Source organism: Arenimonas sp. (assembly GCF_044348765.1).
GTDB lineage: Bacteria > Pseudomonadota > Gammaproteobacteria > Xanthomonadales > Xanthomonadaceae > Arenimonas.
On the sequence record NZ_JBIKSE010000003.1, the window covers coordinates 1 to 13,364 of the forward strand.

Genomic DNA, 13,364 nt, shown 5'->3' on the forward strand with positions numbered 1-13,364 from the left:
ACACATTCACGCAGCCGTAACGTAAAATCAGTCCATGTTCATCATGTCCTTGCGTCGTCAGGTGGTTTATTTGACCTTGTGCCTGGCGTTGTTGTTTGCCATGCAGATTGTACCGTACAAAACGGTTACCAGTCGCTGCGCCCGGGCAACAGGCCTTTCAATTCGGCATCGGTCAGGTTGCGCCATTGCCCGATTTTGAGCACTCCCAGCTTGACGTTGATGATGCGCACCCGACGCAGCTGGGTGACCCGGTAGCCGAAGGTCGCCGCCATCAGCCGGATCTGCCGGTTCAGGCCTTGGGTCAGGGTGATCGCGAACCCGTACGGCGCGATCTTGCGGGTTTTGCACGGCAGCGTGGTTTCACGGTGTATGCGCACGCCCTTGGCCATGCCGCGCAGGAATTCCTCGGTCACCGGCTTGTTGACCGCCACCAGATATTCCTTTTCCTTGCGGTTTTCAGCGCGCAGCAGTTCATTGACGATGTCGCCGTTGCTGGTCAACAGAATCAGACCTTCGGAATCCTTGTCCAGTCGGCCGATCGGAAAGATGCGTTGCTCGTGATCGACGAAATCGACGATGTTGCCTTTCACGCTTTGGTCGGTCGTGCAGGTGATGCCGACCGGTTTGTTCAGCGCGATATAGACGTGCTTGCGGGTGCCGGGCTTTACATTGCGGATACGCAGGGTCTGGCCGTCGATCAGGACGGTATCGCCCTCCTCGACCCGCGTGCTCAGCGATGGCTTGTTGCCATTGATGCTGACCCTGCCTTCCTTGATCAGCGCATCGGCCTCGCGCCGGGAACAGAAGCCGGTGTCGGAGATGAATTTGTTGACACGCACCGTCACCGGTCAATTGCCGCTGTCAAAGGAATGCAGGGTGATGTCGAAAACTAACTTGCCTTTCGGGGTATCAGCGCCAGGTGAACCGTCATAGGCGAGATTGCCCGGTATCCAGAAACGGAAGGTATCCCCGGGACGCATCAACAGAACACCCTCCTGCCAGCCTTTGATAAGACCACGCAGCGGAAACTGCGAGGGCGAACCGCGCGGGAGCGAGCTGTCGAACATGCGGCCCTGGAAATCCCAGCCGACGTAGTCGATTTCGATGGTGCTTTCCGGTGTGGGGCCCGGCCCGTCTTTGCCACGCTTCAGAATCACGTAGCGGAGACCGCTAGGGGTGCGGATGGCAGTGGCCGGCGGCAGACGCAGATTATCCGGCGGCTGCAGGCGCTCGGCAATCGATCGCGTATCCGCTGACGGACTTTGTGCAAGGGCCATCAGCGGTGCTGCGCCGGTAAGCGCCAGAAGCAGAAACAGGATGCGGTGACTCATAGAAACCTCGTATCAGGGCGACAGCAAACGGACACGGAAGCTGCGTCCCTTGATTTTATCCTGTCTGAGCAGCTGTAGCGCCTTGTCGGCCACGCTTTTATGCAGCGCTACGTAAGAACGGGTGTCGAATAGGGCAATTTTGCCGACCGATTTGCCGTCAATCATCTGTTTGGCGGTCAAGGCACCGAGGATATCGCCGGGACGCAGTTTGTCCTTGCGACCGGCATCAATGACCACAGTCTTCCACTCCGCTTTCAAGGGCGCCAGCTTGATGCTGGACAGATCCAGACGCTGCCAGCGCGCCGTCATTCCCATTTGCTCTTCGATGGCCTTGACCCGCGCCATTTCGCCCGGAGCCACCAGTGCCAGTGCCTGACCGTCTTTCCCGGCACGGCCGGTCCGTCCGACGCGGTGCACATGGACATCGGACTGATGCGCCAATTCAAAACTGACGACCAAGGGCAGATCGGAGACATCCAGCCCGCGCGCAGCGACATCGGTGGCGACCAGCACGCGCACACTGCCGTTCTGGAAACGCACCATGGCCTCGTCACGATCGCGCTGCTCGAGATCGCCGTGCAGGGCGCAGACATCGAAACCAGCCTTGGCCAGATGCTGTTCGACGCTCTGGCAATCGATCTTGGTGTTGCAAAATACCAGCACCTGTGCCGGCTGCTGCTGGCCGAGCAAGTGGAGCAAGGCATCCGCTTTACGGTTGATCGGAACTTCAAAAAACAACTGTTCGATATGCTCAGAGCGGGTATCGGTATCAAGCAGGATTTCTTTCGGGTCGCGCTGATAGCTCTTCGACAGCGCACGCACGGCGTCCGGGAAAGTGGCCGAGAACAGCAAGGTCTGATAGTTCGCCGGCAAGGCCTTCCGGATGGCCTGGATGGCAGGCTCGAAGCCCATGTCGAGCATGCGATCAGCCTCATCCAGTACCAGCGTGTTCATCGCATCGAGTTTCAAGGCACCGGTTTCGATCAGTTCAAGAATCCGACCTGGGGTGCCGACCACGATGGCTGGCTCGTGCACCAACGACTCGACATGAACGCGTACCGGAATACCGCCATAAAACGCAGACACTTTCACATTCGGCAGACGCACAGCGACTTTGCGGATGGCCTGACAGACCTGATCGGCTAATTCTCGGGTCGGACACAACACTAAAGCTTGCACCCCGCTGGGAGCTTTCAGGCCCTGCAGCAGACCCAGCGCGAACGCCAGGGTCTTGCCACTGCCGGTCTTGGCCTGTGCCAGCACATCACGGCCGGCCAGAATTTCGGCCAGCGCGGCCTGCTGGATCGGGGTCGGCACGGTCATGCCCTGACTGGTCAACGCATCGAGCAGTTCCACGCGCAGCGGCCATTGGGAAAAATCAGACATCGGTGTTCCGTTGATCGCGCCGCTGGGACGCCAAGTTGCTTAGTATGACGGGTTTGATCACAGCCGACAAAAAACTGCCTGCAGGCATTCAGCAAGCAGACCGACCGGGAATTGACGGCTAGGACCTGGAAAATCCGTCCAGAATCTGCTGCTTGTCCTGCCACAGACCATTCATCCATTGCTGGAATTGTGCCCGAAAGGCACGGTCGTTTTCGTAATCACCGGCTCGCAGGGCGTCCGGAATCGGACGCAGGCGAACATCGACATGAACGTGCTTGATGCGGTCGGCAATCAGATCAGCCATGCCAGGAATGCCATGCGGGTAATGCAGGGTTACATCCAGAATGGCATGCAGGCCTTGCCCCATGGCATCCAGCGCATAGGCCATACCACCGGACTTGGGTTTCAGTAAAGCCGCCAGCGGCGACTGTTGCTGGGCATGCTTGTGCGGGGTGAAGCGGGTGCCTTCGGGGAAAATCATGATTGATACCGGCTTGCCGAGGAATTTCTCACAGGCTTTGCGGGTAGCGGCGATGTCCTGGCCGGCCAGTTCCGGCCGTTTCTGCAACTGCGATTTGCTGTGGCGCTGCATGAATGGGAAATCCAAGGCCCACCAGGCCAGGCCCAGCATGGGCACCCAGAATAGCTCCTTCTTCAGGAAGAAGCGCATGAACGGAATACGTTTGTTGAACACTTTCTGCAGCACCAGGATATCGACCCAGCTTTGATGGTTCGAAAGCACCAGATAATGGCCTTGAGGATCCAGTACCGCATCCTCGCGGAAGTGCACCTGCAAAGTGGTCATATGATCCATCATCCAGCTGTTGAAGCCAATCCAGGCCTCGGCCAGACCGATGATCCAGCCATCCAGCATCTGCTGCAGCAGCCTGATCGGCAACATGGCCTTGAACAAGGCGCACAGCAACAGGACGCTGACCCGGATAAGGGTATTCGCAGCAATCAACAGATAAATCAACGGAACACGCAACAGCAGCGGAATTCGGACAAACATGGCAAACCTGGGCAGGAATGGGTACGGGATGATGACTTGGCTATACTGGCAATACCCTATCACCGGCATTTTATCATGAGAGCTTCCGTGTTCGTTCTGATCTTGTTGGCCGCCTCCGCCCTGCCCGCCGCCGAGCTGCGCACGCATGCCGAACGCAGCGCTTACCGGGAAACCGGCCGTTATGCCGAAGTCGAGAGCCTGTGTAAACAATTCGAACATAGTTACCCAGAACAGATCCGCTGCTTTGTTTTCGGTACCAGCCCCGAGGGCCGCCCGATGTGGGCATTGGCTGCCAATGCCAATGGAGTACTGACTCCCGAGCAGACTCGGCAGCGCGGACTACCGGTAGTTCTATTCCAGGGTGGCATCCACGCCGGGGAAATCGATGGCAAGGACGCAGGCTTCCGCGTGCTGCGCGAACTTCTGCAACAACCCCAGAAACTGAATCCCCTGCGCAGTCAGGTCATGCTATTCGTGCCGGTATTCAATGTCGATGGCCACGAACGCTTCGCGGCCTGGAACCGGCCGAACCAGCGCGGCCCTAACGAAATGGGCTGGCGCACCACCGGCCAGAATTTCAATCTCAACCGCGACTACATGAAGGCCGATGCGCCGGAAATGCAGCATATGCTTGATCTGGTCCAGGCCTGGGATCCGTTGTTTTATGTGGATCTGCATGTGACCGACGGCGCCCAGTTCCGGCACGATATTTCAGTACAAGTGGAGCCCAAATATGCCGGAGATCCCGGTCTGCGGGCTATCGGCCGGACATTCCAGGATGGCGTACTGGCTGAATTGCGCCGCGGCGGTTCGCTGCCCTTGCCGTACTATCCCTCCTTCATCGAGAACGACAATCCGGCTTCCGGGTTTGCCGATAGCGTCTCGATGCCGCGTTTTTCATCCGGCTATTTCCTGCTGCGCAACCGCTTCGGCGTGCTGGTGGAAACGCATTCCTGGAAAACCTATCCGCAACGGGTGGACGCCACCGCACGCAGCATCCGCGCCATGATGGGTGAAGTGGCACGAAACGGTAGCAAATGGCGCCAATACGCACTGGCTGCGGATGCCGCTGCTACGAAACTGGGTGGGCAGCCGGTGGTACTGGATTACACCACCGGCCCGACATTCCGCCCGATTGAATTCCTGGGCTATGCCTACACGCGCACACCTTCAGAGGTGTCCGGCGGCATCATGACGCGCTATGATGAAAACATACCGGCGGTCTGGAAGCTGCCCTTGTTCGACGATATCCAGCCGAAACTGACGCGCACCGCGCCTGCCGGCGGCTACCTGATTCCGCCCACGTACGCGGCACAACTTGGACCGAAACTGGCACGGCACGGCATTGAGTTCATCACCCTGAGATCGCCCAGAACCATAGCAATTTCCGAATTCCGTGCCGAGAGCGCGAGCTTCGCGAAAACGCCGTTCGAAAGCCACCAGACACTCACCGTAAGCGGCACATGGGCTGCTGCCAACGCCGAGATTGCCGCAGGCAGCCTGTTCGTGCCGATCGCCCAGGCGAAAGCGCGGCTGGTGATGGCGCTGTTGGAGCCTGAAGCGCCGGATTCGTATCTGGCTTGGGGACTTTTCAACAACCACTTCGAGCGTAAGGAATACATGGAAGATTATGTGGCCGAAGCAGTGGCGCGTGCGATGCTGAAAGATCCGGCCGTGAAAGCCGAGTTCGAGCGGCGCATTGCCGAAGACAAGGCTTTTGCCGAATCACCACAACAACGTCTAGACTTCTTTGCCAGGCGCCATGCCTCCTGGGATACACGCTACCGGCTTTACCCGATCCGGCGCACGGAAACCATCATAGGTCCGTAATTTCCAGCAACTGCAGCCAATGCTCAGTTCGCAGAATCTGGTGATAAGCATGCCAGGCCGAGAAGGCCAGTCACGGCATGCTGCCTGCAAGGCCCTATATTGCATCCGGGAACGAAGGGCAGATCGGCACGTTCTTCAACCATGGCTTATCCCGTGAACAGGACACAGCAACAGGTTACCGCACCTTCGGCTTTCTGCAACTCGGAGACGTCCACGGTGCTGACTGCAAATCCGGCGGCCTGAACCAAGGCCCGGGTTTCCGGAAAACAGGATGGCATGAGTATGGCCGCACCGATGCGCACGACATTGGCGGCATGTGCTTCGCTTTCGGCCACGCGGATCTGCCGGTACGCATCAAAATAGCCGGCAGCCACCCACTCCGGGTTGATCAGCACAGTGTCATCGGACAACGCGGTGACCGCCGACTTCAGGTGCAGACAGTTCCGTATCGGCACCGCGGTGACCGCATACCCGAACGGCTTCAAGACGGCGGTGAGCTGATCGATGGCGGCCTGGTTGCTGCGCTGCGACAACCCCACGAATACGTGCTGTCCGATGCAAAGCACATCGCCTCCATCCACCGTTCCCGGCTGGGTGATACGTTCCACCCGGCTGCGCACAGACTGCACCACCGGCGCGATAGCATCCACTTCAGCGCGCCGGCTTATGGCACCGGGCCGGGTGAGTACCGCCAATTCATCGAATAGCAGCACGCTGTCTTCCACGAATACCGAATCCGGCAGCACCGGCTCGGCCGGCAGTTCGGTGACCCTTACACCCAGCGCACCCAGGGCTGCGATATAGTCCCGGTGTTGCGCTTGCGCCAACGCAACATCAATCGATTCACGGTCGATGAAACTCAATTCGCAATCGGTGATGGCGGGGCTGACCGCGCGGCACAGTGCATGCATGATGGAAATATCAGGCATTTAAAGCGTAATCAATCGCCGCACATACCGCTACCACCTGTGCGGCGTTACAGATTTGGGGCGTGGCCCGCGGACTGTCCGGATACACTTCGGTAGTTGTGGTAAACGGCGCATCGGTGACACCAGCGCACAGGCCTAGGGCTTTGTAGTCATACAGAATCACTCCCGGCGCCACCACTGGAGATCCGATAATCTGGCCCTTGGCATCGCTCGGGGCGATGTGGGTGACTTCGGCCACCGCCGCATTGATCGCATTCTGGAAATCCAACTGTGGCTTGTTTTCATCGCCACACAGGTAGAAGCCGTCCGGAATGCTGCCGGGCACGAACACCTCGCCGTCGCGGGCGGCTTTGGCTGGGCGGAATTCAGTTTCATCGCTGTCGGTGGTTTCATGCAGGTCGATGTGCACCCGCACCCTGCCCTGCAGCGGTGCCAGCAGGCGAATCAGTGCGGCGGCCTCCTGCGTGCTGCCGCTTTCCACGAACGAACGGTTGGGGTCCAGTGCCTCGGCATTCCAGCGCTGCACGCGCTCATACGCCCAGGGACTGATGCATGGCGCCACCAACAGGTTCACTGTGCCGGCATAGCTTTCGGCCTTCTGCTCGAGAAAATCCAAAGCGCCCTGCACGCCGCTGGTTTCGTAACCGTGCACGCCGCCGGTGACCAGGGCCACGGGCAATGCGTCGTTCCAGGCGCGGCTACGCACCGCCAGCAATGGATACGTCTCACCTTGGTATTCGACGCGGCCATATTGCGCCACATCGAAGCGAGCATGCAGGGCGGCGATACGGGTCAGCACGTCGCTAGCGTAGCTGCGGCATTTGGCGCGGGAAGCGAGCCAGAACGCACGGTCAGCAGAATGCCATGCCTCAAGAGATGTTCTATTGGAATGAAAAACCTGATCTTCTGTCATGGATTACATATTCCGTCGGTATTCCCCGCCCACGTCATACAAGGCATGCGAGATTTGACCCAAGCTATGTGTTTTCACGGCTTCCAACAGCCCGGCAAAGATATTCCGACGCTCGCGGGCAATGGCCTGCAAGGGCTTCAGGCCATCGGCGGCAAAGCTGTTGCATTGGGCCCGGAAACGTGCGACCTGAGCAATCTGCATGCCCTTCTCGGCTTCGCTACTGCGGATCAGTTCCAGCTTGCCGATGGCATCCTTGTCCGGATTCTTGGGCAGGAAGGTGTTCACCCCCACCAGCGGCAGGCTGCCGTCGTGCTTCTTGTGTTCGTAATACAGGGACTCTTCCTGGATCTTGCCGCGTTGGTACATGGTGTCCATGGCACCCAACACGCCGCCACGCTCGGATAGCGCATCGAATTCCTTGTAGACCGCCTCTTCCACCAGGTCGGTCAGCTCGTCCACGATGAAACTACCCTGCCAGGGGTTCTCGTTGAAGTTCAGGCCCAGTTCCTTGTTGATGATCATCTGAATGGCCACCGCGCGCCTTACCGATTCCTCGGTGGGGGTGGTGATGGCTTCATCAAAGGCGTTGGTATGCAGGCTGTTGCAGTTGTCGAACAGCGCGTACAGGGCCTGCAGCGTGGTACGGATATCGTTGAACTGGATTTCCTGCGCGTGCAGCGAGCGCCCGGACGTCTGGATGTGGTACTTCATCATCTGGCTGCGTTCGTTGGCGCCGTAGCGCTCGCGCATGGCGCGCGCCCAGATGCGCCGGGCCACACGGCCGATCACGGTGTATTCCGGGTCCATGCCGTTGCTGAAGAAGAAGCTCAGGTTCGGGGCGAAATCGTCGATGTGCATGCCGCGCGCCAGGTAGTACTCGACGATGGTGAAGCCGTTGCTGAGCGTGAACGCCAGCTGCGAAACCGGATTGGCTCCGGCTTCGGCGATGTGATAGCCGGAAATGGACACCGAATAGAAATTGCGGACCTTGTTCTCCACGAAGAACTGCTGGATGTCGCCCATCATGCGCAGGGCGAATTCGGTGCTGAAGATGCAGGTGTTCTGCGCCTGGTCTTCTTTCAGGATGTCGGCCTGCACGGTGCCGCGTACCGCGGCCAGGGTTTCGGTACGGATGCGGGCGTAAGTCTGTGCATCCACCAGTTGGTCGCCGGCCAGACCCAATAGAGCCAATCCCAGGCCGTTGTTGCTGGGTGGCAGTTCGCCGTCGTAGTGCGGCTGTGCGCCGCCTTCAAACAACGATGCAATTTTCTTTTGCGCCGCCAGCCAGCGGCCGTCATCGGCGCGAAGATATTTTTCCACTTGCTGATCGATGGCGGTGTTCATGAACATGGCCAGAATCATCGGCGCCGGCCCATTGATGGTCATGCTCACGCTGGTGTTCGGGGCGCACAAATCGAACCCGGAATACAGCTTCTTCATGTCGTCCAGGCTGGCGATGGACACGCCGGAGTTGCCGATCTTGCCGTAGATGTCCGGGCGGATGGCCGGGTCTTCGCCGTATAGCGTCACCGAATCGAAGGCGGTAGACAGGCGGATGGCCGGCTGGCCGGCCGAGAGATAATGGAAACGGCGGTTGGTGCGCTCGGGCGTGCCTTCGCCGGCGAACATGCGGATCGGGTCTTCGCCGCTGCGGCGATAAGGATACACCCCGCCGGTGTAGGGGTAATGGCCGGGCAGGTTTTCCTTGGAGAGGAACACCAACAACTCGCCCCAGCCAGTGAATTTCGGCGCGGCGATTTTCGGAATCTTCTGCTGCGACAGCGACTCGCGGTAGTTATCAACACGGATCACTTTGTCGCGCACGCGGTATTCATTGAACTCATCGGTGACCGACTTCATTTTCTGCGGCCACTCGCGCAACAGGTGCACAGCTTCGGACGAAAGCGCTTTCACCGATTCCTGGTAACGCTGGCGCAGCAGACGCATCGAGCCGTCCGCCGCCGTATCATTCAGATCGGCCGGTTCGAACAGAGCCAACGCCGCCGGCAGTTTGCCATCGCCAATGGCCTGCAGGGCCTGCCAATAGGATTGCGCTAGATCGGCCTGTGCAGCCTGGTGCGCGATGCTGCGGTTGATGCCGCGGCCAAGCTCGGCGATTTCAGACAGATAACGCGTGCGGTTGCCAGGAATCAGTACAGTGGCGCGCGGTTCCTTCAGGGCGGTGTCCACATTCGGCTGCCAGTCGCACTGCGGGCTGACGGGATGGAGTTTGTCGTTCAGCAGGCGGCACAGATTGCTGAACATCCAGCTCACGCCCGGATCGTTGAACTGCGAGGCGATGGTCGCATACACCGGCACGTCCTCGTCTTTCATTTGGAACGCCACACGGTTGCGCTTCCACTGCTTGCGCACGTCGCGCAGGGCGTCTTCGGCGCCGCGGCGGTCGAATTTATTCAGCACCACCAGCTCGGCATAATCAAGCATGTCGATTTTTTCCAGCTGGCTGGGCGCGCCGAAATCGGAGGTCATCACATACACCGGAAAATCGACCAGATCGACGATTTCGGAATCGCTTTGGCCGATACCGGCGGTTTCCACGATGACCAGATCGAAGCCCTGCCCCTTCAGGCAGGCGATGGCGTCTTTCAGCACGGCATTGGTGGCCATATGCTGGCGGCGGGTCGCCATCGAGCGCATGAACAGTTTTGGTGAACGAAGGCTGTTCATGCGGATACGGTCACCCAGCAAGGCGCCGCCGCTGCGGCGGCGGGTCGGGTCGACCGAAATCACCGCAATGCGCATTTCCGGGAAATGCTGCAGAAAACGGTTCAATAATTCATCGGTGACCGAGCTCTTGCCGGCGCCGCCGGTTCCGGTCAGTCCGATCACCGGGGTCTTGCCGCCGGCCAGCTGCCATTGCCGGCGCAGGTTCTGCAGTTCGGTTTCGCTGAAGCCTTCCTGCTCGATGGCGGTCAGCAGGCGGCCGATGGCGTATTCATCACCAGTCACCTCGCCACGAGCGGGCTTGGCATCGGCAGCACGCTGGGTGCGCGCCACCAGATCCTCAATCATCGCCACCAGTCCCATCTGCATGCCGTCGTCCGGGTGGTAGATGCGCTCCACGCCGTAAGCTTCCAGCTCGGCGATTTCATCCGGAGTGATGGTGCCGCCGCCGCCGCCGAACACGCGGATATGGCCGGCACCGGCTTCGTTTAGGCGGTCGATGATGTATTTGAAGTATTCGACATGGCCGCCCTGGTAGCTCGACAGCGCGATGCCATCGGCGTCTTCCTGCAAGGCCGCGCGCACCACGTCGTCGACCGAGCGGTTATGGCCCAGATGCACCACTTCCGCGCCCTGGGCCTGGATTAGCCGGCGCATGATGTTGATGGCAGCGTCGTGACCATCGAACAGCGAGGCGGCGGTGACGAAACGCAGGGGGGCTTTGTCCGTCAGTAGCTGACGGGTCGGCGCGGGGGAAGTGGACGACATGGGACACCTTGCTACTCGGGACGAACGATGACAATTGTACCGCGATAGGCAATAATTGCGAGAAAGGCCGACAAATCGCTTATGTCCGAATCCCCTGCTCTCGTCGAACTGCAACAGGCTCGCGCACTCCTGCAGGCCAATCAGATTGATGCCGGCATTGAACGCCTGACGGTATTAGCAAATCAAAAGCTACCCGAGGCGATGTTTGAATTAGCCTCGGTTCTGTTAATGCTGGCCACCGATGCCGACAAAATCGCCGAGGCCATGCGCTGGCTGCGTGAAGCCGAACAGCTCGGTAACGCACCGGCCACCTACCGACTGGCTACCGCTAGCGTGATTGAATCCGCCGAAGCCTTGGACTGGTCGCAACTGGCCTCGCGCTGGCAGGCCTGTTGCCGTCAAGGCCATGCCCATGCCCTGTGCGATGCTGCCGTTTACTTGGGCCGCTTCGGAACGCCGCAGCAACAGCAGCAAAGCACAGCGATGCTGGAAGTCGCTGCCATGAATGGCAGCCTGGTGGCCATGGCCCTGCTGGGTGAACGCCTGGCCGAGGGCCGCCTGTGCAGCGCCGATCCAGCCCGCGCCAACAGCATCCGCAAGCTCGCGGCCGAAGTGGGCATGCCGGTACCGGCGCCCGATCCCACACACGGATTTGCAGCACCCGAGCCCACGGCGAGCCCCTATGCCGGCGATGACTGGGACTTCGGTGATCTCCAAAGAACCACACAGGCTACCCATGGCGACTGCCTGGCCCCGGGCATCGCCCTGTACCGGCATGACAGTCTTTTGAGCGAAGAAGAATGCCTCTACATTCAATGCCTGGGCGGGCCGGACCTGGGGCCATCCATATCGGTGGACAGCCAAGGCAGGCGGCATCAGAACGATGTCCGCACCAGCTGGGATTTCATTTTTCTGCCCGAATTCGAACAACTGTACCTGAATCTGCTGCAGCGGCGCATGGCGGACGCCGCAGGCTTACCGGTCAATCAGGCGGAACCCTTGATCCTGTTGCGCTATTTGCCCGGACAGGAATACAAACTGCATCGTGACTTCCTGCCCACGTCCCTGTTTATTCCGGTCACTGCCGGCGGTTCGGGCCAGCGTCTGCGAACGGCGGTGAGTTATCTGAATACCCCGCCTGCCGGGGGCGAAACCGCATTCCCACTCCTCAACACAGACATCCCGGCCATCCGAGGCCAGATGGTACGGTTCGACAACCTGCTTCCCGATGGCCAAATTACACGCACCAGCCTACATGCCGGCCTACCCGTAAAACAAGGAGTTAAATGGATTTGCACGCTTTGGTTCCGTGAGCGTGCGCATCGCCTGCAGTAGCTTGGGGCGCGGCAGTCAGAGCAATTGCTTTATAATGCGCGCACCCTGTCTGCCGCTTTCCGGAGCCGCCATGATTTTTGAAAGCATCAACAAAACCGAACACGAAGAAGTGGTGTTCTGCCATAACAAGGATGCCGGCCTGAAAGCCATCATCGCCATCCACAACACCGTGCTTGGTCCGGCGCTCGGCGGTACCCGCATGTGGAACTATGCCAGCGAACAGGACGCACTGAACGACGTGCTGCGCCTGAGCCGCGGCATGACCTACAAAGCGGCGGTGTCCGGCTTGAATCTGGGGGGCGGTAAGGCTGTGATCTGGGGCGATCCGGGCAAGGACAAATCGGAAGCGCTGTTCCGTGCCTTCGGACGTTTCGTGAACTCCCTGAATGGCCGCTACATCACCGCCGAGGACGTTGGTATCGACGTCAACGACATGGAATACGTCTACCGCGAAACCGAATTCGTCACCGGCGTGCATCAGGTGCACGGCGGCTCGGGCGACCCCTCGCCGTTCACTGCCTTCGGTACGCTGCAGGGCCTGATGTCGGCACTGCAGGTCAAATTCGGCAATGAAGACGTCGGCAAATACAGTTACGCCGTACAGGGCGTTGGCCATGTCGGTATGGAATTCGTCAAGCTGCTACACGAACGCGGCGCCAAGATCTTCGTCACCGATATCAACAAAGAGGCCGTACAGCGCGCAGTGGACGAGTACGGCTGCGAAGCGGTGGCACTGGACGACATTTATGATGTCGACGCCGATGTGTACTCGCCGACCGCGCTCGGCGGTACGGTCAACGATGCAACCCTTGATCGCCTGAAATGCAAAATCATCTGCGGCGCAGCCAATAACCAATTGGCCAGCAACGAGATTGGTGATGAAGTACAGCGCCGTGGAATTCTGTATGCCCCGGATTACGCGGTCAACGCCGGCGGCCTGATGAATGTGTCGCTGGAAATCGACGGCTATAACCGCGAACGCGCCATGCGCATGCTGCGTACCATTTATTTCAATCTCGGTCGCATTTTCGGAATCAGCGCCCGCGACGGCATACCGACCTACAAGGCAGCCGACCGCATGGCCGAAGAACGCATCAGCGCGATCGGTAAATTGCGCCTGCCGCATCTGGGGCAGCACGCCCCGCGCTTCCACGGCCGTCGCGCCGGTTGATGTG

At 59.6% G+C, this 13,364-nt stretch carries 10 protein-coding genes; 3 read left to right on the forward strand and 7 right to left on the reverse strand.

The window, feature by feature from the left end; translation table 11 throughout:
- Positions 1-125: 125 nt before the first annotated feature.
- The 4 genes from ACIQ0Q_RS01050 to ACIQ0Q_RS01065 form a co-directional block, all read right to left on the reverse strand.
- On the reverse strand, positions 126-845 hold the full coding sequence (locus ACIQ0Q_RS01050) for a pseudouridine synthase (RefSeq protein ID WP_395771091.1): 720 nt from the start codon (positions 843-845) through the stop codon (positions 126-128).
- A 3-nt stretch (positions 846-848) separates the two neighbouring features.
- Positions 849-1,331: an FKBP-type peptidyl-prolyl cis-trans isomerase gene (locus tag ACIQ0Q_RS01055; protein ID WP_395771092.1), complete on the reverse strand. Its 483-nt coding sequence runs from the start codon at positions 1,329-1,331 to the stop codon at positions 849-851.
- A gap of 12 nt (positions 1,332-1,343) precedes the next feature.
- Positions 1,344-2,717 (reverse strand): ATP-dependent RNA helicase DbpA, encoded by a 1,374-nt coding sequence (gene dbpA / locus ACIQ0Q_RS01060; RefSeq protein WP_395771093.1) that lies wholly within the window; start codon positions 2,715-2,717, stop codon positions 1,344-1,346.
- Positions 2,718-2,835: 118 nt separating this feature from the next.
- Entirely contained in the window at positions 2,836-3,729 is an 894-nt protein-coding gene (locus ACIQ0Q_RS01065; RefSeq protein ID WP_395771094.1) for an acyltransferase, read from the reverse strand.
- A gap of 75 nt (positions 3,730-3,804) precedes the next feature.
- On the opposite strand from ACIQ0Q_RS01065, the gene ACIQ0Q_RS01070 reads away from it, so the two are divergent.
- Positions 3,805-5,559: a M14 family metallopeptidase gene (locus tag ACIQ0Q_RS01070; RefSeq protein WP_395771095.1), complete on the forward strand. Its 1,755-nt coding sequence runs from the start codon at positions 3,805-3,807 to the stop codon at positions 5,557-5,559.
- 146 nt (positions 5,560-5,705) lie between these two features.
- Here the strand turns inward: ACIQ0Q_RS01070 and ACIQ0Q_RS01075 are convergent, their stop codons facing one another.
- Genes ACIQ0Q_RS01075 through ACIQ0Q_RS01085 form a run of 3 tightly spaced genes read right to left on the reverse strand, consistent with a single transcriptional unit; the run spans position 5,706 to position 10,854 of the window.
- The gene (locus ACIQ0Q_RS01075; RefSeq protein WP_395771096.1) at positions 5,706-6,488 is read right to left on the reverse strand and encodes a dimethylarginine dimethylaminohydrolase family protein; all 783 of its coding nucleotides are present in this window, start codon (positions 6,486-6,488) and stop codon (positions 5,706-5,708) included.
- On the reverse strand, positions 6,481-7,401 hold the full coding sequence (locus ACIQ0Q_RS01080) for a M14 family metallocarboxypeptidase (RefSeq protein ID WP_395771097.1): 921 nt from the start codon (positions 7,399-7,401) through the stop codon (positions 6,481-6,483). Before ACIQ0Q_RS01080 ends, ACIQ0Q_RS01075 begins: the two co-directional genes overlap by 8 nt.
- Positions 7,402-7,404: 3 nt before the next feature.
- Complete coding sequence (locus ACIQ0Q_RS01085; RefSeq protein WP_395771098.1) at positions 7,405-10,854, reverse strand: methylmalonyl-CoA mutase family protein; 3,450 nt, start codon at positions 10,852-10,854, stop codon at positions 7,405-7,407.
- Between the two features lie 81 nt (positions 10,855-10,935).
- Here ACIQ0Q_RS01085 and ACIQ0Q_RS01090 point away from each other — a divergent pair, with 81 nt between their 5' ends.
- On the forward strand, positions 10,936-12,189 hold the full coding sequence (locus tag ACIQ0Q_RS01090) for a 2OG-Fe(II) oxygenase (RefSeq protein ID WP_395771099.1): 1,254 nt from the start codon (positions 10,936-10,938) through the stop codon (positions 12,187-12,189).
- Between the two features lie 70 nt (positions 12,190-12,259).
- Positions 12,260-13,360 carry a Glu/Leu/Phe/Val dehydrogenase gene (locus ACIQ0Q_RS01095; RefSeq protein ID WP_395771100.1) on the forward strand — a complete coding sequence of 367 codons (1,101 nt, stop codon included), beginning with the start codon at positions 12,260-12,262 and terminating at the stop codon, positions 13,358-13,360.
- Positions 13,361-13,364 lie beyond the last annotated feature (4 nt).